This is a genomic window from Micromonospora sp. NPDC049044, from assembly GCF_040649215.1.
In the GTDB taxonomy this organism is placed as follows: Bacteria; Actinomycetota; Actinomycetes; order Mycobacteriales; family Micromonosporaceae; genus Micromonospora.
Genome location: NZ_JBEZFA010000026.1, coordinates 17,356 through 37,474 on the forward strand (window position 1 = coordinate 17,356; position 20,119 = coordinate 37,474).

Sequence of the window (20,119 nt, forward strand, 5' to 3'; positions counted from 1 at the left end):
CGGGGGACCCTGACCTCCGCCTGCTGCTCAGCTGATCCAGGGGGTGCAGGTCCAAGCGCCGCCCAGGAAGTTGAAGCAGGCCTGGTGCTCGTCCCAGGAGTCGAGATCCTCGAGCATGTTTGTCCACACCCCGCCGTGGGTGGAGGGGAACTGCTTGCTGAGGCTGCCCGTGTACCAGTAGCCGTAGGACGACCACACCCGCCGCTCGATGCGCACGGTGAACGTCCCACCGTTGTAGCGGAGGTACTGGTCGTTCTGTAGGCGGGCCCAGGCCGCTTTGCAGCCGGGCGACTTCACGACGACGATGCCGAGTCCGCTGTCGTAGCCGCCGCCGGTCCATCCGTACCGGGTGCCGCTGCACTGGCCGTCGGGATTGACGTTGTAACAGCCGGCGCCCGAACACGCGGCCAGCGCCGGCGACGCCGGTACCGCCGCGGTGACCACGCCGAGTCCCAGGAACGCCACCAGGGCGATCAGCGCCCGCACCAGTCGATGCTTCCGGACCTCTCCTACCTTCATGCTGTTCTCCTCAGTCGTACCGGATGTCGTGGGAGTGATCCTTCGGCGTCGCCGCACCGCTGCCGCATCGTCAGGTCATCCGCGCGCTGTCCTGCCGCCATCGACGTCGGCGTCGATCAGGTCCGTGGTCGTTACCGTCCGGCGGCGGCTGACGAGCAGCATCGCGATGATCGGCCGGGTGCGCAGGCCCGTGACCTCGATCGGTCCGGTGCCTGTGGTGCTGCGGAGCGGGCCGCGTACGCCGAATTCCAGGTCCATGTGTTTGTGCCCGTGTGGTGGGGCGCGATACGCCCACGATGGCATCGTGATGCGCCGACGGTGAGCGCGGTTCAGACACTGCATCGACCCCAAGCCACAGTGGAGGAACCGCAGTGTCAGCATCGCCGCACCGCCCCGCGCTGCCGCGCGGTCTCAGTCCCGGCGCCGCCCTTCGCGCCACCGTCGCGCTCGCCACCACCTCGATCGTCGCCAGCGGTCTCGTGGCGCTCCCCGCGCCGGCCGCCGCGTCGCCGGACCCGCCCCCGAAGGAGGTGGCGTCCACCACGGTGCCGCCCGGTCAGCGGGACTCCGTCCTCAAGCAGGGCTGGCGGACGTCGCAGGACCGGGCCTGGACCCTCTCCGGCGACATGACCGGCCTGCACGTGCTCGTGGCGTCGGCGACCTCCGGTTACAGCTGGACGACCGCGGCCACGCTGAGCGAGCCGGGGCTGGAGACCGACCAGTGGATCGGCAACGGCTGCCTCACCGAGTCGGGCCGGCGGCTGGTCGTCACGTACGCGCCGCGCGCCTACACCAACAAACCCGACCTGTTCGACCGCGGTGCCTTCGTGGCGGTCGTGGACCTCAAGGACCAGTCCGTCCGGAAGGTGGCCGCACACGCGTCCCTCGCGTATTTCAGCCCCGGCTGCGGTACCGGCGAGAAGGTCGTGCTGAGCACGTTCACCGGCGGCGACACCGGCTCGGGCAAGACCCGTCTGACGCAGCTCGACGCCGCGACCGGCACCGTGGCCGCCCCGATCCAGGTGGCGGGCCAGCTCACCTCGGCGCTACCGGTCCAGGACGAGATCATCGCCGCCGACAACGGCGCGCTGGTCAAGGTCGACGGCAAGGGCCGCCGGTCGGCCGTCGCGAGGACCACCGGCGTACCGTTCCGGCTGGCGGCCAACGGCGACGCCGTCGTGTACATGGATGCCGACAGCAAGGCCGGCCGGGTCAAGCGGACCGTTGTGAAGTCCGGCGCGACGGCCACGCTGGCCGAGGGCGGCACGACCGACATGAACGTGGTCAAGGGCGCGGGCGGTCGGGTCGGCATCACCGGCACCCCCACCAAGGTGCACAAGCTGCCCACGGGTGTCGCGAAGCTCGACGCGGCCCCGCAGGCGGAGATGTCCAGCGAGGGTGACCTGCTGCTTGACGACATCAAGTGGACGACCGACCCGCGGGCGGCGCAGGCCGCGGACGACCGTCGCGGGCGGTCGCTCACCATGAAGGCGAAGGTGCCGGCGACCGGTCGCAGCGTGGACTTCGCGGTCGCGCCGACCACGCCGACGTCGGGTGACGCCGGCGCCCAGGCGAACCCGAAGACGCCGGGGCGGGCCCGGCCGGCACCGGGCGCCACGACGCTGGCGACACCGCTACACGACCCGGTCGACACGGCCGCCTGGTGCGCGATTCCCCGCAACGACGTGCGGGTGCAGGTGTACCAGCCACGCGCCCGGGAGATCGAGTGGGTCGTCGACATGGCGGTACAGGACTCGCTGATCCTCAACCGGGGCAACAACTTCAACCAGTCCGGCCTGCCCGGTTACAGCGTCGCAGACTGGTTCCCGATGCGGCCGCTCAACGGCGGTGGCCACGTGCCCGCGCAGATCATGCTCGGCATCCTCGCCCAGGAGTCGAACCTGTGGCAGGCCTCGCCGCACGTCCTGCCCGGCGAGTTCGGCAATCCGCTCATCGGCAACTACTACGGGCTGGACATCTACGACGCCGACACGAGCGACGACTGGACGATCCGCTGGGACAAGTCCGACTGCGGCTACGGCGTCGGGCAGGTCACCGACGGTATGCGCAAGCCCGGGTTCCAGAAGCCGAACGAGGTCCCGCTGCCGTACAACCAGCAGTTGGCCATCTCGGTGGACTTCGCCGCGAACATCTCCCAGTCGCTGCGGATCCTGCAGGACAAGTGGAACCAGGTCGACGCGTACAACATGAAGGTCAACGGCGGCGACCCGCAGTACATCGAGAGCTGGTTCTTCGCGGTGTGGGCCTACAACACCGGCTTCTACGAGCCGGAGGGCAGCACGGACGGGCCGTGGGGCGTCGGCTGGGCGAACAACCCGGCCAACCCGAGGTACCCGGCCAACCGCAAGGCGTTCCTGGAGTACACCTACGACGACGCGCGGCACCCGAGCCACTGGCCGTACCCGGAGAAGATCATGGGTTGGGCCGGACACCCACTCAACGCGATCGAGAAGCCGGACACCTACACCGACGGCTACCGGTACGCGTGGTGGAGCACGCCCGACGGGCGCGCGCGGGTGAAGCCGCACCTCCAGACGTTCTGCGACCAGTCCAACGACTGCTACTACGGCAACAACCTCCCGCCGACGGCGCCTGATGTGATCGACGAGCCGGCCGGCCCGTGCCACCACGTGAACGTCATCGGCGAACGGGACCTCAAGTGCTGGTACAACCAGTCCGCGGACTGGAAACCCGGCTGTCTGGACTGCGGTAACGAAGCCATCAGGTACGACCCTGGCTGGGCGTATCCGGCCGCCGGGGTGAGCTACTACCCGGCGTGCGGCACCAACCTGCCGGCGAACGCGTTGGTGGTCGACGACGTGATCAACGACGTCGTCAGCCCACGTCGTGACGAGGCCGGCTGGCTCTGCACCCGACGAACGAACAGCGGCACGTTCACGCACGGGTTCGCCGGCGAGACGCAGAACGGCACACTCCAGTACCCGGGCAAGATCGACCTGCACCAGGTCGGCGGCGGGTACGGCGCGCACTACTGGTTCACGCACACCCGCCCGCCGGGCAGCAACCTCTACGTCAGTGGGACGTGGACGCTGGACCGGACGGTGAACGGCTGGATGCGGGTCATGGTCCACATACCCGACCATCTCGGTACCACGCAGCAGGCCGCATACAAGATCACGACGAAGAACGGCGTGGTCAAGACCCGCATGGTGCAGCAGCGCGGGTACGCGAACCGCTGGGTGGCGCTCGGCGTGTTCGAGTTCAACAACGTCCCGAAGGTGGAGCTGACCAACATGGTGTCGGACCTGACGCCGGAGGAGCTGGCACAACTGCGCGACGACGTACCGAGCAGCGGGCAGGGCGACCTGGCCCTGGGCCGGCCGCAGGAGAACGTGGCCTTCGACGCGGCGGCGTTCATCCCGCTGCCGGGCAAGCCGCAGCACCAGGTGGTGGCGCTCGGCGACTCGTTCTCGTCAGGCGAGGGCGCCTCGCCGGTGAACGGCTCGGACTACTACCGCGAGACGGACAACAACAGGGACAACGCCTTCCGTAACGGCTGCCACCGCTCCAAGAACGCGTGGTCGCGCACGGCGGTGCTGCCCGGGTCGTCCACGCCGATCGGGTCGCGGGCGGACATCACGAGCCAGCAGCACGACGTCAACATGGACTACCACCTGATCGCCTGTTCGGGCGCGGAGACGGAGAACATCCTGCCGCTGCGTACCGTCAGCAACGAGCCCCGCAACGCCGACAACGAACGGGGCAAGGGCCAGTACCTGGAGGTGTCCCAGCTCGACAAGGGCTACCTGGACGAGAACACGACGCTCGTCACGATCTCGATCGGCGGCAACGACGCGAAGTTCGGCCCGGTGGTCAAGGAATGCCTCGTCATGGCCGGCCCGTTGGACTGCTTCAAGGCGAATCTGTCGGGCGAGACGGACACCGTGGACGTGTCGACCCGGCGCCGCATCACCGACACGGTCCCCCGGTCGAACACGAAGGTGCTGGAGGAGATCCACAAGAAGGCGCCGAATGCCAAGATCATGCTCATGGGGTACCCGAAGATCGTCGAGATCGGCGGCGACCCGCTCTGCCCCATCAAGCTCCTCCTCAGCGATGAGGAGCGGGTGTGGTTGTCCGAGATGAGCGTGCTGCTGCGCGACGAGCAGTTGGACGTCGTCCGCGACTTCAACACCGCGCACGGCGGGACGATCGCGTACTACTCCGACCCGATCGACGAGTTCGCGGGCAAGTCGGTATGCGGCTCGCCGGTGGGCATCCACGGGATCGTGACCGACAAGTCGCCGGGTGACATCCCGGACGGCCCGACGTCGCAGCAGTCCTTCCACCCCAACAGTCCGACCGGTGTCAGCCTCTATGCCCAATCGATGAATTTCACCGTCGCGCAGATGTACCCGTGACGAACGCGTCATGATCCGGGAGCCCGGGCGGCCGCCGGCTGCTCGGGCTTCCGGGCTTCCGGGCTTCCGGGCTTCCGGGCTTCCGGGCTTCCGGGCTTCCGGGCTGGGCCAACGATCGTGACGTCATGGCCGTTGGCCCGGCCCTTGCCTGCTCAGTCGGCGATCTTCTTCGGGCTGCTCGCCGACCGATAGTCATACGACAGCGCCTCCCGCGCGGCCACCATCTCCCGCACCAACGAAGTGGCGCGGTAGTTGTGCAGCGCGCCGGTCATCCCCGCCACGGTGATCAGCGTGTGGTGCAGTTGGGCCGCCTGATTGTCTGACAGGCCGCGAGTCTCGACAACGATGCGATGAACGCCGCGGCGAGGCCGGACCGCTTGGGCCACGGCGCCGCTCGGCGGCTTCTCGCCAACGTCGCCGGTTTCGAGATACACGACCGGGTTGCTGGCCCTGCTTCCACTTCACGGGGCTCTCCCCTCCCACCAGCCAGGAATACTCATCGGACTCACGCAGGTCGAATCGGATCCGGCCGTCGTCGACCGTCTCCCAGCCCAGGATGTCGAACGCACCACGGACGCGGCCGATGCGCACAGCGAGCAGGACGTCGCCATACACGTCGAGCGTCCGGCTGCTCAACACCCAGTCGCCGGAAGCTGCCTCGCGCACCTGCTCGGGCGTCGACACGTCGTCGCCCGAGCGTCGAATGTTCGCTGCGATCACTGAGCCTCCCGCGCGCAGTGGACGTGTGACCCGCTCGAGTTCGTGGAAGGACCGGATGAGGACCGGACCGACGACGGCAACGCGGACGTACCCGACCATCCAGTCGTCACGGCCGCGATCTGGCACGACGAGCACTACCTCGACTTCGGTTACCTGCGCCATCCTCCCCAGCTCCGGCTCTGGCGTACCGCCCGCAACGATCGCGACGAGATCACAATGGATTGGCGGCACGAGGACGACGGCAAGATCGGTTTTACCGCCGACACCTCAGTCCGACTTAGCGTCCCGACCACCGCATACCTTGAGGCCGTGCACACCCTCAACCGCGAGCTGATGGACGCCATGGGGCAGCGGGTCGAGGAGCTGGAACGCCGCGGCGGGCTACCCGGCGTGGACCTTGATCTCGTCCATCTGCGGCGGGAACACGAAGACCGGCGGCATTGGCTCACCAGAAACCTCGACCGCTCCCCGAAGACCGATTGGAGCGTCGTCCGCCGAGGTGCCCGCCTGCTGCTCGGTGACGATGGCTCCCGGACCCTGCCGAACCTGACGTAGCCGAGCAGGTGACCGCCGTCGGACCGACGCCTCGAACGGTTTCGTCACCAATGGAGTAGACCCTCCGGGCAGCACAGACAGCCTGACCATCGACGAACAACACGATGCCGCCGTAGAACTCGTCCCGGCTCTTGGCAGCTCCGCCTGAGGCAAGCCCCGGCCCGCCCGGCAAACAGTTCGTCGAACCCGAATCACGATTACTCCCCGCCAGCCCCAGCTGCCTCAGTCGAAGCACGCTGGCGGTAGAGCCGGCCCAACCACGCGGCCACCAGGACAGCCAAGCGGCGCCAGGCACTGGCATGCAACGTCGGATCGGTCCCAGTGCAGTGCGAAGAGCTATTTCACGGGGTGCGACCTGAGCGCAGGGCCCGCAACGTCCGGAACCATGTGACGGGACACCGCATCGTCATAGGATCGTCGGCCCCACACGGTCAATGCGGCAGACCCGGTCACCCTCAGCACCCGCCACAGACGCTGGCGGTCCTCCGGATCGAGCTGGCTCTCCCACAGCAGGGCCTGGGCCCGCCACCGTACGACGGCCGGCTCCCCCACCAACTCGGCCGCGTCTATCGGCGCGTCTGACAGCAGGACGGCGAAGCAGACGAGATTCGCGGAATACGTGGCGTGCCGGGCGGCCACCGGCTTGCGGCGAGGCTCGTACCCGGCAAGCGACCAGGTCGGGTGCAGGAAGCCGGCATCGGCCAGCAGTTCGATCACCAGTTGCCGGCACCGTCGCCGCTGGTCGGCGTCGAGCCGGTCGATGAAGCCACGGGAGAACTCCCACAGTGGCGCACGACGCGCGACGGTGATGAACGACGTTACGGCGTACAGGAAACCGGCGTCGAGCACCGCTCCAGGTCGGAGGCGCTTGTGGGATCGGTCCTCGACCAGGTCCGTGAGCGCGTTGACGAGCTGGCGGGCCGCAAGGAACTCGCCGAACGTGGCGTGCAGGAACTCGAAGCTACGCTCCGAAGCGCCAGTCCCCCGGCTCGCTTCGGATTGGTGGATGAAGAAGAATCGGCCGACGAGCAGCTGCCCTACCGTGAGCCCTCGGCGCATGGAGTCGGACGGCGCGCACCCTAGATCGCTCGGCGTGAGCAGGTGCACGATGTCGTTCTCCAGGTCCGTCTCGGAGATCACGTCGCCGCCCCGGTTCAGCATGGCGATGGCGACGGCGCACAGCCGTCGCCATTCCGCGTCGATCTCCAGCTGTCGCTGCTCGGCGCTGCGGCCCTCGTCGTGCTTGTCGACCTCCCGGGCGACGAAGTCGGCGAACAGTCGCTCGTAGAGGTCGACTCGGCCGATGCCGCCGCCCGCGGTCTGCAGCGCGTTGTCGCCCAGGTCGTAGAGGGCGAGCAGCAGCAGGAGCAGCGGTTGCCTGGACAGCTCGCCGTACTGCGCGACGGTCGCGACCGGCAGGGTGCGCAGGCCGCGCTGTCGCAGGTTCGCCTGATTGACGTCGTTCCACACGTCGAGCCACGTGGCGACCTGTCTGTCGTCGAACGGCTCCAGCCGGACGACGACAGTGCCGGGCGGGAAGCGGGCGCGGTCGGCAACGACAGTCCGGCTCGTCACCAGGACTGCGACCGGGCGTCGAAGCTCGGCCTCTCGCTGCTGGAACTCCCGGAGCTGTTCCAGGTAGTCGGCGCGGTTGACGCCGGTGACCTGTAGCAGTTCGTCGAACCCGTCCATGATGACCACCGGCAGCGCCGGGCCGGCTCGGCGGACCAGATCCGGCCAGGTCACGGCCTCGCCGAGCATCTCGTAGAGGGTCCGCTCGATCTGTTGCTGGACGGACGAGTCCGCGTGGACCTTGCGCAGCTCGACCCGGATCGTCAAAAAGTCGCTCTCGGGCAGCTCGGCGGCGAGCACCTGGGTCAACACGGACTTGCCCGACCCGGGCTGACCGAGCACCACCGCCGGCTGCTCTACCGCCGCCTGCCCGGTCAGATGACCAAACAGGAAATCGTGGACGTCCGATACCGGCGGTCTGGCCCACCACCACGCCTCGCCAACGGGCAGGTCGGTCGGCCCAGCGACAGCGACGCGCCCCGACGGCTTCACGTAGGACTGCTTCAGGGTCGGCAGCGTGGCGTGGGGCGGAGCGGCGGACGAGCTGAGGACGGACCGCGTCAGCCACGCTCGATGCCGTACGCCGAGCCCCTCCCTGACGCTGTCGACGGCTGTGTGCCCGGCGTCGCGCAGCTCGCCCAGCTCCGACCGCAGGCCGGCGACCGCGTCGGCAAGTGCCGCGCGAGTAGCCTGACCGTCGACCATCCCCGACCACACCCCGAACTCCGGTGCCTGGAGCGCGAGCGCGCGATACGCCGCCGCGTACCGGTCGACCGCGAGGCCAGGCAACCGCTGGCGCATCAGCCGGGCCGCATCGTCGAGGGGCTTTCGCTCGAACGCGCTGAGCCCGCCAAGGAACGCGTGCAGCCGACCCGCCACCGCTCGGTAGTGCTCCCCCAGCGCCTTCAGCGCTTCTTCGAACGGTAGGTGCGGTGCGGGCATCGGTGGCGGTCTGTGGACCAGTGCGGCCACCATTTCGGCGTACTGCTGCGTCGCGGGTCCCTTCGTCGCCAAGGCGACCTGTTCGTCCGCGGTCAGCTCCGCTCGACTCAGATCCAGCTCGGGTATCTCGATCAGGAACTCGTCGAGCGCCTCGTAGAACGACGTCACGACAATGACGGAGTGCGCGGCGACAAGCAGTTGTGTCCGGTCGAAGCGCCCCAGCCCGTGCGTCCGCTCCCGGATCCGGCCGACAGCCGCGTTGCCCCATTTGACGAGCTCGTCGCGCACCGCGAACAGGTCCACGGCACCGACGGTCGTGACCGTTACCGCCGCTGCGGCGACTCCGGCCAGCCGGCTGAGCCAGCCCACCGCATCCGCGTCGCCGCCGAGTAGTCGCACCGCGTCGACGAAGGCCAGTTTCCGGGACGCCACACGCCGGAACGTACCCGATCAGTCACGGACGGCCAAACCCCCGATGCCGGTGCCTGCGGCGAACCGCCCGGCGTGCCTGGAGAGAACCTGCCGGCCCCGGCCCTCCTTGCCGGTGACCGTCATGTGGCGTCTGGTCAGATTGCCGTCTCGCCGGCCCGGGCAGCAGCGGAAAGGGTCCTTGACACCTCACCTCAGTTCGCCGTTGCCAGTCGACCTATTGTCGAAGGGGCGGCCCGCGCCGCCGATGTTAGCCTCGCCAGCATGACTGCGCAGATCAGCGCCAGGCAGTTCCACGAGGCCGACGGTGTCGAGGACTGGCGGTCCCTGTACCACCTGGTCTCGGCCTATTTCCGTACCGGATCGCTGGCCGAAGGCATCGCGCTCGTCGATGAGATCGGTCAGCTCGCCAGCGAGAGCGAGCAGCGGCACCTCAACGTCGACCTGCGCCACGCAGCCGTCACAGTGTCCCTGTCACGGCGCGACATCGGGCTGGCCCGGCAGATCTCGGCCGCCGCCAGGGCACTGAACATTCCCGCCGACCCGACCGCCGTGCAGCTCGTGAACGTCACCCTCGACGTACTCGTCAGCGCGAGGGTGCTGCCATTCTGGCGGGCGCTGCTCGGTTACCGCGAGATCGGCGACAACTACCTGGCCGACCCGGCACGACGCGGCCCAGGCTTCGGGTTGCAGACGATGGAAGCGGCGCGTCCACAACGCAACCGCATGCACCTCGATATCGCCGTCCCGCACGATCAGGCCGAGGCCCGCATCGCCGCCGCCTTGGCCGCAGGCGGCCACCTCGTATCCGAGGAGCACGCGCCGATGTGGTGGGTGCTGGCTGACGCCGAGGGCAACGAGGCATGCGTCGCAACCTGGGTCGGCCGCGAGTAGCGCCGCTCTGGCACCGCTGCCAGCGGGTCACCCTCAATCCACGGCCTTGTTGAGCGCAGGAGGCGCTGCTTACGGTTGGTGCGGTTCTCTGTGGAGGACCGTGATTCGGTGCGGAGCGCTGAGGTCGCCTGTGGAGCGTCGCTGGCGGCGGGCCTTGGTGAGGGAAGTCCCCGATGTCGCGTCCTTCTGGTGTCGAGACTTGTGGCCGGGTCATAGGCTGCGCCCGTGTCGATCGACAGGGAGCAGTTCGCTGCCGGCGTCCGGTGGTGGCAGACGAAGACGAGTTGGCCGAATGACTTTCACAACAGCACCTACAAGGTCCTGGCCGTTCAGAACCCGGGCGGAGATTTTCGGGACGACTGGTGGGCGGGCTTCCTGCGGCGGCTGACTGTGTGGAAGGCCCTGCGACCTCTGTCCCAAGCCGACGTGACCCGTTTGCTGAACGAGAACCGAGACGACCTGGCTCGCACCTGGCATGAGGCGTGCGCGCCGGTGCAGGACATGGACATCACCGGCGTCACCTGGGCTCAGGTGCAGGCGTTCACTGCGGTCGTCGCGCGGCTCAAACCGGTGAAGTCGGAGTCTCCGGTGTTCCCGTCGAAGTTCTGCCACTTCCTACTTCCCCGGATTTTCCCGGTCTTTGACAACGCGGCCGTCGGAGGTACTTGCACCTATGAGGCGTACTTCAATGTGATCAAGCATGCCTGGGAGACCACCCCGTCCGCGCTTCAAGCCGAGCTGATTGCGGACCTGTCCCGGCTCATCGAAGGCCATGGCGGGGGTCCTCCTCACGAGAACTTCCCGATGGCAACCAAGATCACCGAGCTCGCGCTCATCGGTCGCCGCCACCCTTGACGTCTTCTGGACCGCCTGCACACGGTCGCCAGGGCATCGATGCCGGCGTTGTGTTCCGGCACCTTCTGGTCAACCCTGCTGAGTCGGCCATACGGGCTGCCTCTGAATTCAGGTCCAAACAGGACAGACAGTCCGTTGGACGTCGACTGTTTTGTACAATGCTCGCCGCAGGCGGTCAAAATCCATCGATATGGGAAGGATCCGATGCCAGATCGGTTGCGGCGCGCGGTCGCCGATCGCAGATTGCCCGAGTCGGCGCTGAACGGAGATCCGCCTTCTCAGTGGCTGACCGTGGTAACCAACATCTTGGCACCGGTAGGCGTGCTCGTCGCGTACCTATACTGGTTCGCATACGTACGCGCATCTGCCTACTACGGATTCTTCGGCGTCAGCGGAGCGATCGGCCTGCAGTTCCAGAGCAGAGAGAACGCCGCCGACAGCATCATGTCGCTCGTCACGCCGGTTGCCATTTTCGCAGGGCTGGCACTAATGGCAGCAGCATTCCACCGGTCGATCACCGCAAGGCTGGAGCAGCACGGACACAGCCTGTTCCTACCATTGCGGGGTGCAGCCTCGATAGCTGCAATTGTTGCAGGTGCGTCGTTCCTGCCGTTCCTGTTCGAGTGGCTGCCGACGGTTTTCCTGACCGACTGGTCTGGCGGCGCGGGATGGCCCGAGTATCTCTCGGCTGCCGCAGGCGTACTGCTCTTCAACTACGCGACGCAACTCCAAGATCGAAATAGAATCCCGGTCACGCAGGGGCGGAGAAGGGCTTACGGGCTCAGGGTGTGGGCATCTGCGGCGCTCGTCGTGGCGTTCGTGACCGCCGCCACCGGCTCGTACGCCTCAGATCTCGGCTTCGAGCAGGCGCTGCGTGTCACTCTGTCCGGGGAGCTGAGAAGCGTGACAGTGTATTCCAAGGAAGATCAATCCTTTACCGGCCACGGAATAACGTCGACCACGCTTCCCGCAAGCGACGGATTCAAGTACCGTTACACGGGCCTACGTCTGCTCGCGGTCCGGGGTGACCAGTTCATTGTCGTGCCAGAAGCGGAAAGGTTCGGCCCGCCGACAGCTGTTCTGATAACCGCTGGCGACGGAATCCGGATAGAGATTTCGTTGCCCTGACATCTTACTGGGTGCAGTCACATCGCCATCGACAGGGGGACAAACGGCTTTATGTAGCGGCTTCCTCCACATCGAGGGCTTCCAGCCAGCCATAGTCGTATCCGAGGTGGTCTAAGCGACTCCGAAGCCAGCTGCGTCTGCGTCCTGACGATATCCGCCACGCGTATCGCAGCCCTTCCGCAGCCCGGCCCCGCCGTTCTGGCGCGAGGTATCCGGGCAGGTTGTGGCAGAGATCAGCGACTTCACCTATCCGGCCACACCGCTTGGCCAGTCCTTCTGGCGACTGGTCGTCGGTCAAGGTCGATGCCTGGAAACGGATCTCGATGAACGCCAGGTGGAGCAGCATCGCCACCGCTTCCTCCGTCATTGCCTCTGGTGGCTCCTGCACAGACATGGGCCGCTCTTCTCCTCTCGGCGGACGGGGTCAGTGCTCGCCGCGGGTCTGCCCCATCGGGTGCGGCCCGCTCTGCCGGCCGCCTTGATCTGGTAACGGGGCTCGGTACTGTTCGGGCTTGCGTGGCTCCTTCCTCAGCTGATGCGCGGCAATCTGTCCGCCAACTGATCTGCGACACCTCACCCGCACTGCTCCCATATCCGTACGGCTGACATTGGGTAGCGTTTTCGAACATGGAGTCGCGGACGGTCCAGCTCGGAGCGTTTGCAATGCACGTTGGCGTGAACTGCCGTGGGCCTGACGTCGTCGTCTTGACCGCTGGCCCGGGCTGTGTGCAGTACCTGGAACGGGGTGAAATCTCGCCGTTGGACCACCGCGCCTGGTACCCAGAGCCGCGCGGCGTCGGCCGCTCGGGGGGCGGCCCGCACAGCATGGAAGAAGCAATTGCTGATCTTGAAGGCGTCCGTGAGGCGGTCGGTGTCGACAGCTGGATCGTAGTAGGCCATTCGTGGGGATGCGACTTGGGCGTGCGCCACACGGTCGAACGCCCAGAGGCAGTAAAGGGCTGATTGGCCTCGCTGGTAGGGGTCCCCAGCGTGACCGCACCTGGTCCGAGGCATACGAAGCCGGCAAGGCTGCGGAGCCCTACGCCAACATCGACTGGGTGCCCGAAGTGCATACAGCTCTCAGCGATTCGTTCACCGCTTGCCGGTCAGGCCATACGACGAGCGCAAGGTCACGCACGTGTGGGGGGTCCTCGTCAGTGGTCGTGGTGGCCAGGAGCAGCACCGATCGAAGGCCGTTCTCGTCCTCGGTGTAGTGCGGCAAGACCCGCCGCATGACATCAACGAGTTCATGGACCGGGAGCGCCACGAGCTGTTCGGCGAGTCGTTCGCGATCTTCATCAGTGCTCACCGAGTCACCCTACGCAGCTCCCGCCGGCTGCGGGCCGCACCTCTCGTCACCGCATCCTTCTGTCAGTCAGTCCACCGGCGAAAGCCGCGCCCGTGAGCTGGAGATCTACAGCCAGGTCTCATCGAAGGCGACCCGGAAGGCCCTGCGGAAGCTCGGCCAGATCCGCCCGCAGGGCAGGCCGCGAGCCCGACGGCTACCCCTGACCGACAAAGTTCAAGACTGCTGTCGGCCCGCGTCGCTCATGTTCTCCGGCCTGCTCCTCTTGTCGGCTGATGCCGCCTTCGCCCTACCGCCGTCGGCCGGCTTGACTGCACGGATGGCTGTACAGCCACACGGCGCAAGGCTGGCACGATCGACGCATGGACGGAGCGGACGCGCAACCAGGTCAGCCAGCCGGGGATCTCAGCGACCTGGTCATGGTCGACCTCACCGCAGCTGAACGCCACCTACTCGCCCGGGGGCTCAAGGAGTGGGGCGGGCCTGCTCACAGCACTGAAGCGTTGGCAGTCGCCATGGGCTTCGAGGGGGTCGAGGATTTCTATGCGCAGGCCGGTCCTTTGCACGCGTCGATCCGCGCTGAAGAGCCGCTTAGCCGTCGTGACTGGCGACGTGTCCTGATAGCCACTGAGGTAGTTTTCGTCAGCGACATTTTCGGATCCGGTTGCGATTGGTCGGCCACGACCGGTCTGTCAGACGAAGAGACGATCTTTCTTCTCCGGGCCGTTCAGCGCAAACTGGCACGCTCGGCGAACGTTCATAACCCGTGATGTCCCAGTGGCGGCAGACGTGCCAGGCGTACGAGATCCGCATGTCGACCGGCTACTGACGACGCGGGTGACCCGCCCCGCCGACCCGGAGCGCGGGCCGTGGACCGGCTCGTCGCCGTCACCGTGAGCGGCGGCGGCCTGGCCGTGGTCCGCGGCGGGTTCTTCGTGATGCGGCGCCGGAGAAGGGCTCAGGCACCCCCGCGGTAGAACATGCCGCGGGGCAGCGCCGCTGCCTCCGCCGGGGCCGCGATCCACTTTACGGGCCGGGGCCGCTCACCAGTGGCGATGTAGTCGGCGACCACCTGCCGGGCGGTCAGCACGCCGACCCGGGCCATGCTGGCGGGAATGCTCTGCAGCGGAGCGTCGCCGTTCCATACCACCTCCAGCGGGTTGCCCGGGGCCAGCTCTACGGCGATCGTCTCATCGGCGAGCCAGGTCAGCGCCGCCCGGCCCGCGTCGACGTCGATGTCGACCCGCAGGTCCTTGGCGCCGCCCTCCGGGCCGATCATCACCGACTGCCCTGACAGGCCGTGCCACATGATCTCCCGGGCCACGAAGTCGAAGACGTCGAGCGCCTGCAGCGGATCGGTGAGCCGGTCCGGCCGCGCGACGTAGTTCAGCAGTTCGTAGCTCCTCACCGCGCGAACCTACCAATCCCCTCGTAGGTCCTCAGCTGCCGTCGATCGTGGTCCGCACCGTGAACCGCGAGCCGGCGGGCAGCACGTCGGCTCGTCAACGCCTAATGCCGCCACGATTAGGTGCCCGTTCATTGGCACGTCCGGACGGCATCCGTGCCAGCTCAGCGAGACGCTGCGTAGCACGCGGAGTGCGCCATGTGCGGGCGCTCAACGACCGGAGGTCAAGAGGTCCTCGCCGCTGATCACGACGCACCCGAACATGTCGCCGAGCACAGCCCGTTGGTGTTTCGTGAGCGGGTTGACGAACACCACAACACCGACCTCTGCGGCACGGCACGCTTGCGCAATCTCCCGCGCTTTGCCCGGGCTAAGCAGTGTCCGCCGCGAGAACGGCACAGACATTCTGGCCGCACCGCCGTGCGAGACACCCCGTCGCTGAACGTGCCGGCCCACTACCCGTCCGCCATGAGCCTCCACGGAGGCCGCGAGCACGTCAAGCATCGCGCCGAATTCCTTATCCTTCGCCGAGAACAAGCCCACGAGCGCCACACCGGTGTCCGCCAGGACGGAGATCGGTGGCTGGACCGGAGATCGCCGCACGGGTCCATGGTGGCAGACGCCGACGGGCGCCCGCTGATCGGCATGAGCTGCCCGTGGGATCGGCGTCTCGAATGACGGAAGCGCGGTGGACTCCAGCAAGCTCGCCAGCAACCCTCCACATCGACCCGAACGACAGTCACCCAACCATCGGTGGAGACGTCTTCGGCTTGATCTGGACCACGTCCTCGAAGTGGCGCTCCAACGTGCCCACGGCGTACTCCTAGTCGGTGGACTTGAGCGTCATCGCCCGGTCAGTGATGCGCTGAGCGCTGGTGTTCGCGTACTCGGCGAGCTGCTTGACGGGAGAACCTGGGCTGCTGAAGTCCGCGTATACGTGCGCGTACCGGTTTTCGGATGCCACGAACACGCCCGCGAAGATCTTCTCGTTGATCTTTTGCGAGCAGGATCGCGCGACCCGGTATTTGGGAGCGCTCGGGTACGGCACCGGCTCGCCGTAACAGGGACCTTCCGTCGCCGTCTCGCGTAGATACGCCTCGTCGTCGCTCTCGGTAAGACTCACGGCGATCCTGCCCGTATACGACCGGTCGGCCGACGAGAAGTCGAACTCACAGCTGACCAGTGACTTACTGACCTCACGTGTCGGCTCGGCACGGGTCAGGGTCCACACCCCCTCGACGACACTCGGCAAGGCCCCCGCCAACTCACTGCACGACGGAACGACCTCATCGTCGCCGAACGGCCCCCACCGCCACCCGCCGAGCAACCCAAGGGCCACGACGACAACACCAGCCACAACGGCCTGCATCCTCCTGCTCATTCGGCCGCTCACCAACCAGACCGCTGCTCGTACACGGAGGGCTCCCCGTCGCGTACCCACGGGTGCAGTGACGCCAACGCGAGCCTGGCCGCGGCCCGCACCTGCCGGGCCAGCGACTCGTTCGTATGCCGTCTACCTCGACCCGCGATGTCACCCCGACTCGTTGCGGCGATGCGAACGGACCTGTCCGGCGAGTGGGCATCCACGTCAGGGACAGGGGCAGCCACGTCGGGACCTGAGGGCTCACGTGACCCGGAGATCATCGGACGGGTCCCTTCCGGACGACAGCGCAGACTGTCGCCGTCGAGTCGTGTGAGCGCGCGACGGAAGCGCCCTCCTGTCGCGGCGTCATCATGGCGATGACCCTAGCAACGGGCGTCACCGCGAGCGGTCGGACTGCTTGCCCGCCACAGGTCGCCTGCGACGCTGTTCGACCCGCCGGTCCGGACGACCGTGCGGAACTGGTCCGGTCCTGGTCGGCAGCCCGGAGCGCCGCCGTTGTCGCATCCGCCATAGCCGTAGAAGACGAAGCCGTAGCCGGCCTGGTCGTCGGCCGCACCCCGGCCCTTCGCCATCACCGATCCCAGTGGAGAAGAGTCACCATCCGAGGCTGTTGGATGGTGTTCACGATTCCGGCCGCCGGGTGCATCTCGCCCGGCGGCCGGATCACGATCAGCTCAACGGGAGTAGGTCAGGCGCATCGCGCCGCTGGAGTAGCGGCGCTGGTCCCGCAGGTGCAGCGAGACGGGCGTATCGAACAGCGGCAACCCCTCGCCGAGAGCGACTGGGTGGACGATGAGTTGGTATTCGTCGACGAGGCCGGCCCGGGTCGCGGCCCGGGCCAGTGCGGAGCCTCCGACCAAGGCGATGTCGCCGTCGCCGGTTGCCCTCAACGTCTCGATCGTGGTGGCCAGATCGGTGGTGGCCAGTCGCGCGCCCGACCAGCCGAGCGGCTCCCGCAGCGTGCGGGAGAACACGATTTTCTCCGCCGCGTTGACCAGAGGCGCTACCTCGTCGGTTGAGCCGGGCCAGTGTGCGGACTGGGCCTCGTAGGTGACCCGGCCCATTACCTGCGTCGAGGTCAGCTTGATGGCCTCGATGATGTCGGCCATCGTTTCGGGTGTGAAGGTCGGCCACATCCAGTCGAGCTCGCCGCCCGGACGGGCTACGTAACCGTCGAGAGACAGCTGCATCGCTAGAACAACTTTTCTCATGTCAGGTCTGACGGGATAGCCGGCGAAAAGGAATCGAGCACGTTCGGGTCGTGGAAGTCGACGATCCCGGCGATCCGATCGCCCATCACGTTCAGCACCTGCACGGCGCGTAGGCGGAAACGCGGTGCGCCGGGCGCACGCAGATACACCGCGACGGCTGGCTGGTGGTTGGCTGCGGTCGGCATCCATCGATAGTCGCCCGGATCGGCGTGGCGGCGGATCCCGTCGAGGTAGGGCTGGCGGCCTTCGACCCAGAGCGGCAGCGGCGGGAACTCCACCCGCAGCTCCTCGGCCAGCACGTCGGCGAGTGCCTGCCGATCACCTCGGCGGTGAGCTTCGACGTACCGGCGCAGCACCGCCTGCTCGTCGGCGGTGGCCTCGCCCTGCGCCCAATGCTCGCGGTGGCGAGGCAGCCGGTCGCGCAGCGTCGCTCGCGCGCGCTGCAACGCACTCTTGACTGCCGGTACGGTCATCTCCAGCGCGGCGGCGACCTCCGCAGCCGGCCAGCCGAGCACGTCACGCAGCAGCAATGCTGCCCGCTGCCGCGGCAAGAGGTGCTGAATGGTGGCGAGGAAGGCCAACTCCAGCGTCTCCCGCGCGACTGCTTCGTCGGCCGGGTCGAGCAGATGCTCCGGGCATGGTTCCAGCCAGGAGGATTGCACCCCGTCGGACACCATGTCCGACGGCAGGACCCGGCGTCCGCGGCCGGCGAGCGCGTCCAGGCAGGCGTTGGTGGCGATCCGGAACAGCCAGGCCCGCGCTGTGGATCGCCCCTCGAACCCATCACGAGCGCGCCAGGCCCGAAGAAAGGTCTCCTGCAGCAGATCCTCGGCTTCGCCGAGTGCTCCGGCCATGCGATAGCAGTGCGCGCGCAACTCTCGCCGATGGGCCTCGAAGAGGTCGGCGAACCGCCGCTCGTCGAGGGCCAGGTCGTCAGGATTCATCACCGGTTACGACTCTGCCCGCACGGAAAAGGAATCGCCACCGGGGACCCGCGCACCCGCTCGACGAACTGCGAAAACCTGGATCTGCGGAAGCGGTGGGTGCGGTCGAGTGCAGTCCGATGCCGTTGGCCGATTTTCACGGCCGTCCAGGGCACCCGGCTGCTCCCAACCTGCTCCCCCGAATCGCACGCCTGACCTTCACTTGCCAGCCGAGTGCGGCAGAAGCCGGATCCCGGCCGGCGGGGCTGAGCCGGGACGGGCACCGGCGCCGCCCGCGCAATTGTTCTTTAAGGCCCCAAGACCCGCAGCGCTTCCCCGGCTACTTGTGGGGAGGCGACGGGAGCCCAGGCAGCGAACAGCTCACGGAAGTACGCCCCATGCTCGTCAACCACCGAACGATCGTGCTCGAAGACGTCGAGTTCGTTGACGATGCTCAGATCGACAAACGGTTGGAGCTGGACCGGGGCCAGTGTCCTGAGCTCCTTGGTGAAGCGGTCGAAGACCTCACCGGTCGTCGCCAGGTCCCGCCAGGTACGCCTGCGGTCACAGGCGCCGTACAAGTAGACGAGAGCCTCGGCATTGTCCCCAATGAGATCGCGCACCCGTTTCCGGTCGGTCCGGTCGAGCAGCGCGAGGTCGAAGCCATCCGTCCCGTAGACAGCGTGGACGAGGCCAGCGCGCTGCGTATCCACGTCCGACCCGAGCGCGGCAAGGCGCTCCTGCACACGGCACAGGTGCGCATAGAGCGTGCCGCCGGGGTGCTCGATCGCCTCAGCGCCACATCGACGTAGCCAGGCCCGCGTATCCGCGTCAACGCTCATGGACTTGACCCTAGGCACGGTGGCGTCGGCGGGCTGCCCCTCCTCTTGCGCAGTTCGTCACAGACCATGCTGCCGCAGCGGTTAGACCTCGGGGTGAACCCATCGCCGCGGCACTCTCCAGCGCGGCGACCGCGTCGTATGAGGCCAACAGGACCCACGAATGTGAAGTAATGCATCGCCCCCTTCACTCCGCAGATCGAGAAGGGTTGAGTCAGGGGTATGGCTCGAATCGCGTACGACAGCGTGGACGCGGCGGCGTACGAGGCGACCCGCCACCTCACCGACGACGGACTCACGGCTTGGCGGGAGGCGATCACCCGGCACCTCGGTCCCCGCCCCGGGATGCGGCTTCTCGACTTGGGCTCCGGCACCGGCAGTTGGGCGCAGTCCTTCACCACCTGGTACAACGGCGTCGACGTCGTCGCGGTCGACCCGTCCGAGGCGATGCGCGCCCGCTCGATGTACCAGCCTGTGGCTCCCGGCGACGCCGCGCACATCCCGCTTGACGACGACAGCGTTGACGCCGTCTGGATTTCCACTGTCATCCACCATGTGCCCGACCTTGCCGCCGCGGCCCACGAAGTGCGCCGGGTCCTGCGCCCCGGCGCTCCGCTGCTGATCCGCTCCGCGTTCGCCGGCCGGCACCAGGCGATCACCCTCTTCCGGTACTTCCCGGAGGCCGTTCACGTGCTCGACACCTATCCCAGCGTGGCCGACGTCGAGACGGCCTTCGCCGCCGCCGGCTTCAACACCGTCGCCTGCGAACAGGTTCCGCAGACCACCGCCGCGTCCCTGCACGAGGCCGCCACGACGCTACGCCGCGAGGCGCACACCCTCCTGCATCTGATCAGCGACGATGACTACGCCACGGGCCTCGCCCGACTTCGCCATGCGGCGAGGATCGACACCGGGCCAGTCATCGACGCCCTCGACCTGCTCGTGCTCCGCTGATCGCCGCCGACGCCACTGAAACGCGCTGCGCGCCTGAGTCAGGCTCACATGGGCTACTTTGCCATTCGGCACACACGTGG

The 20,119-nt window shown here is 67.5% G+C and carries 20 protein-coding genes; 8 read left to right on the forward strand and 12 right to left on the reverse strand.

The window, feature by feature from the left end:
- Window positions 1-27: 27 nt before the first annotated feature.
- Together AB0B85_RS21325 and AB0B85_RS21330 are read right to left on the reverse strand one after the other, a co-directional pair.
- Complete coding sequence (locus AB0B85_RS21325) at window positions 28-519, reverse strand: hypothetical protein (protein ID WP_357409852.1); 492 nt, start codon at window positions 517-519, stop codon at window positions 28-30.
- A 75-nt stretch (window positions 520-594) separates the two neighbouring features.
- Window positions 595-900, reverse strand: coding sequence for a hypothetical protein (locus AB0B85_RS21330; protein ID WP_357409854.1), 306 nt, complete (start codon window positions 898-900; stop codon window positions 595-597).
- Here AB0B85_RS21330 and AB0B85_RS21335 point away from each other — a divergent pair.
- The gene (locus tag AB0B85_RS21335; protein ID WP_357409857.1) at window positions 891-4,922 is read left to right on the forward strand and encodes a hypothetical protein; all 4,032 of its coding nucleotides are present in this window, start codon (window positions 891-893) and stop codon (window positions 4,920-4,922) included. The two genes, AB0B85_RS21330 and AB0B85_RS21335, sit on opposite strands and share 10 nt — an antisense overlap.
- A 152-nt stretch (window positions 4,923-5,074) precedes the next feature.
- Here the strand turns inward: AB0B85_RS21335 and AB0B85_RS21340 are convergent, their stop codons facing one another.
- Window positions 5,075-5,356, reverse strand: a complete 282-nt coding sequence (locus AB0B85_RS21340; protein ID WP_357409859.1) for a hypothetical protein — start codon at window positions 5,354-5,356, stop codon at window positions 5,075-5,077.
- A 328-nt stretch (window positions 5,357-5,684) separates the two neighbouring features.
- On the opposite strand from AB0B85_RS21340, the gene AB0B85_RS21345 reads away from it, so the two are divergent.
- Window positions 5,685-6,197, forward strand: a complete 513-nt coding sequence (locus AB0B85_RS21345; protein ID WP_357409861.1) for a DUF5984 family protein — start codon at window positions 5,685-5,687, stop codon at window positions 6,195-6,197.
- Window positions 6,198-6,533: 336 nt separating this feature from the next.
- Here the strand turns inward: AB0B85_RS21345 and AB0B85_RS21350 are convergent, their stop codons facing one another.
- Window positions 6,534-9,143: an NACHT domain-containing protein gene (locus AB0B85_RS21350; protein WP_357409863.1), complete on the reverse strand. Its 2,610-nt coding sequence runs from the start codon at window positions 9,141-9,143 to the stop codon at window positions 6,534-6,536.
- Window positions 9,144-9,404: 261 nt separating this feature from the next.
- Between AB0B85_RS21350 and AB0B85_RS21355 the strand changes: the two genes are divergently transcribed.
- The 3 genes from AB0B85_RS21355 (at window position 9,405) to AB0B85_RS21365 (ending at window position 12,017) form a co-directional block, all read left to right on the forward strand.
- Complete coding sequence (locus AB0B85_RS21355) at window positions 9,405-10,034, forward strand: VOC family protein (protein WP_357409865.1); 630 nt, start codon at window positions 9,405-9,407, stop codon at window positions 10,032-10,034.
- A 225-nt stretch (window positions 10,035-10,259) separates the two neighbouring features.
- Window positions 10,260-10,889 carry a hypothetical protein gene (locus tag AB0B85_RS21360; RefSeq protein WP_357409867.1) on the forward strand — a complete coding sequence of 210 codons (630 nt, stop codon included), beginning with the start codon at window positions 10,260-10,262 and terminating at the stop codon, window positions 10,887-10,889.
- A 204-nt stretch (window positions 10,890-11,093) separates the two neighbouring features.
- Window positions 11,094-12,017, forward strand: coding sequence for a hypothetical protein (locus tag AB0B85_RS21365; RefSeq protein WP_357409869.1), 924 nt, complete (start codon window positions 11,094-11,096; stop codon window positions 12,015-12,017).
- A 49-nt stretch (window positions 12,018-12,066) separates the two neighbouring features.
- On the opposite strand, the gene AB0B85_RS21370 is transcribed toward AB0B85_RS21365, so the two are convergent.
- Complete coding sequence (locus AB0B85_RS21370; RefSeq protein WP_357409871.1) at window positions 12,067-12,411, reverse strand: hypothetical protein; 345 nt, start codon at window positions 12,409-12,411, stop codon at window positions 12,067-12,069.
- 269 nt (window positions 12,412-12,680) lie between these two features.
- Between AB0B85_RS21370 and AB0B85_RS21375 the strand changes: the two genes are divergently transcribed.
- Window positions 12,681-12,980, forward strand: coding sequence for an alpha/beta hydrolase (locus AB0B85_RS21375; RefSeq protein WP_357409986.1), 300 nt, complete (start codon window positions 12,681-12,683; stop codon window positions 12,978-12,980).
- A gap of 76 nt (window positions 12,981-13,056) precedes the next feature.
- Here AB0B85_RS21375 and AB0B85_RS21380 read toward each other — a convergent pair whose 3' ends face one another.
- Window positions 13,057-13,326 carry a hypothetical protein gene (locus AB0B85_RS21380; protein ID WP_357409874.1) on the reverse strand — a complete coding sequence of 90 codons (270 nt, stop codon included), beginning with the start codon at window positions 13,324-13,326 and terminating at the stop codon, window positions 13,057-13,059.
- Window positions 13,327-13,685: 359 nt separating this feature from the next.
- On the opposite strand from AB0B85_RS21380, the gene AB0B85_RS21385 reads away from it, so the two are divergent.
- Window positions 13,686-14,093 carry a hypothetical protein gene (locus tag AB0B85_RS21385; protein ID WP_357409876.1) on the forward strand — a complete coding sequence of 136 codons (408 nt, stop codon included), beginning with the start codon at window positions 13,686-13,688 and terminating at the stop codon, window positions 14,091-14,093.
- Window positions 14,094-14,281: 188 nt separating this feature from the next.
- Here the strand turns inward: AB0B85_RS21385 and AB0B85_RS21390 are convergent, their stop codons facing one another.
- The 6 genes from AB0B85_RS21390 to AB0B85_RS21415 form a co-directional block, all read right to left on the reverse strand.
- Window positions 14,282-14,731, reverse strand: a complete 450-nt coding sequence (locus AB0B85_RS21390) for an Imm1 family immunity protein (protein ID WP_357409878.1) — start codon at window positions 14,729-14,731, stop codon at window positions 14,282-14,284.
- A 207-nt stretch (window positions 14,732-14,938) separates the two neighbouring features.
- Window positions 14,939-15,331: a hypothetical protein gene (locus AB0B85_RS21395; RefSeq protein WP_357409880.1), complete on the reverse strand. Its 393-nt coding sequence runs from the start codon at window positions 15,329-15,331 to the stop codon at window positions 14,939-14,941.
- 220 nt (window positions 15,332-15,551) lie between these two features.
- A complete protein-coding gene (locus tag AB0B85_RS21400) occupies window positions 15,552-16,097 on the reverse strand; it encodes a hypothetical protein (RefSeq protein WP_357409882.1) in 546 nt (181 codons plus the stop codon).
- A 689-nt stretch (window positions 16,098-16,786) separates the two neighbouring features.
- Window positions 16,787-17,323 (reverse strand): dihydrofolate reductase family protein, encoded by a 537-nt coding sequence (locus AB0B85_RS21405; protein WP_357409884.1) that lies wholly within the window; start codon window positions 17,321-17,323, stop codon window positions 16,787-16,789.
- The gene (locus AB0B85_RS21410) at window positions 17,320-18,267 is read right to left on the reverse strand and encodes an RNA polymerase subunit sigma-70 (protein ID WP_357409988.1); all 948 of its coding nucleotides are present in this window, start codon (window positions 18,265-18,267) and stop codon (window positions 17,320-17,322) included. The genes AB0B85_RS21405 and AB0B85_RS21410 overlap by 4 nt, the downstream gene beginning before the upstream one ends.
- Before the next feature lie 287 nt (window positions 18,268-18,554).
- The gene (locus AB0B85_RS21415) at window positions 18,555-19,088 is read right to left on the reverse strand and encodes a DUF6817 domain-containing protein (protein WP_357409886.1); all 534 of its coding nucleotides are present in this window, start codon (window positions 19,086-19,088) and stop codon (window positions 18,555-18,557) included.
- A gap of 219 nt (window positions 19,089-19,307) precedes the next feature.
- On the opposite strand from AB0B85_RS21415, the gene AB0B85_RS21420 reads away from it, so the two are divergent.
- A complete protein-coding gene (locus tag AB0B85_RS21420) occupies window positions 19,308-20,039 on the forward strand; it encodes a methyltransferase domain-containing protein (protein ID WP_357409888.1) in 732 nt (243 codons plus the stop codon).
- Window positions 20,040-20,119: the final 80 nt, after the last annotated feature.

Excerpts from the sequence above, each read along its gene's own strand:
- AB0B85_RS21325 (WP_357409852.1), bottom strand. The coding sequence starts at position 519 with ATGAAGGTAGGAGAGGTCCGGAAGCATCGACTGGTGCGGGCGCTGATC.
- AB0B85_RS21330 (WP_357409854.1), bottom strand. The coding sequence starts at position 900 with ATGCTGACACTGCGGTTCCTCCACTGTGGCTTGGGGTCGATGCAGTGT.
- AB0B85_RS21355 (WP_357409865.1), top strand. The coding sequence starts at position 9,405 with ATGACTGCGCAGATCAGCGCCAGGCAGTTCCACGAGGCCGACGGTGTC.
- AB0B85_RS21365 (WP_357409869.1), top strand. The coding sequence starts at position 11,094 with ATGCCAGATCGGTTGCGGCGCGCGGTCGCCGATCGCAGATTGCCCGAG.
- AB0B85_RS21370 (WP_357409871.1), bottom strand. The coding sequence starts at position 12,411 with ATGTCTGTGCAGGAGCCACCAGAGGCAATGACGGAGGAAGCGGTGGCG.
- AB0B85_RS21375 (WP_357409986.1), top strand. The coding sequence starts at position 12,681 with ATGCACGTTGGCGTGAACTGCCGTGGGCCTGACGTCGTCGTCTTGACC.
- AB0B85_RS21385 (WP_357409876.1), top strand. The coding sequence starts at position 13,686 with ATGGACGGAGCGGACGCGCAACCAGGTCAGCCAGCCGGGGATCTCAGC.
- AB0B85_RS21400 (WP_357409882.1), bottom strand. The coding sequence starts at position 16,097 with ATGCAGGCCGTTGTGGCTGGTGTTGTCGTCGTGGCCCTTGGGTTGCTC.
- AB0B85_RS21405 (WP_357409884.1), bottom strand. The coding sequence starts at position 17,323 with ATGAGAAAAGTTGTTCTAGCGATGCAGCTGTCTCTCGACGGTTACGTA.
- AB0B85_RS21410 (WP_357409988.1), bottom strand. The coding sequence starts at position 18,267 with ATGAATCCTGACGACCTGGCCCTCGACGAGCGGCGGTTCGCCGACCTC.
- AB0B85_RS21415 (WP_357409886.1), bottom strand. The coding sequence starts at position 19,088 with ATGAGCGTTGACGCGGATACGCGGGCCTGGCTACGTCGATGTGGCGCT.
- AB0B85_RS21420 (WP_357409888.1), top strand. The coding sequence starts at position 19,308 with ATGGCTCGAATCGCGTACGACAGCGTGGACGCGGCGGCGTACGAGGCG.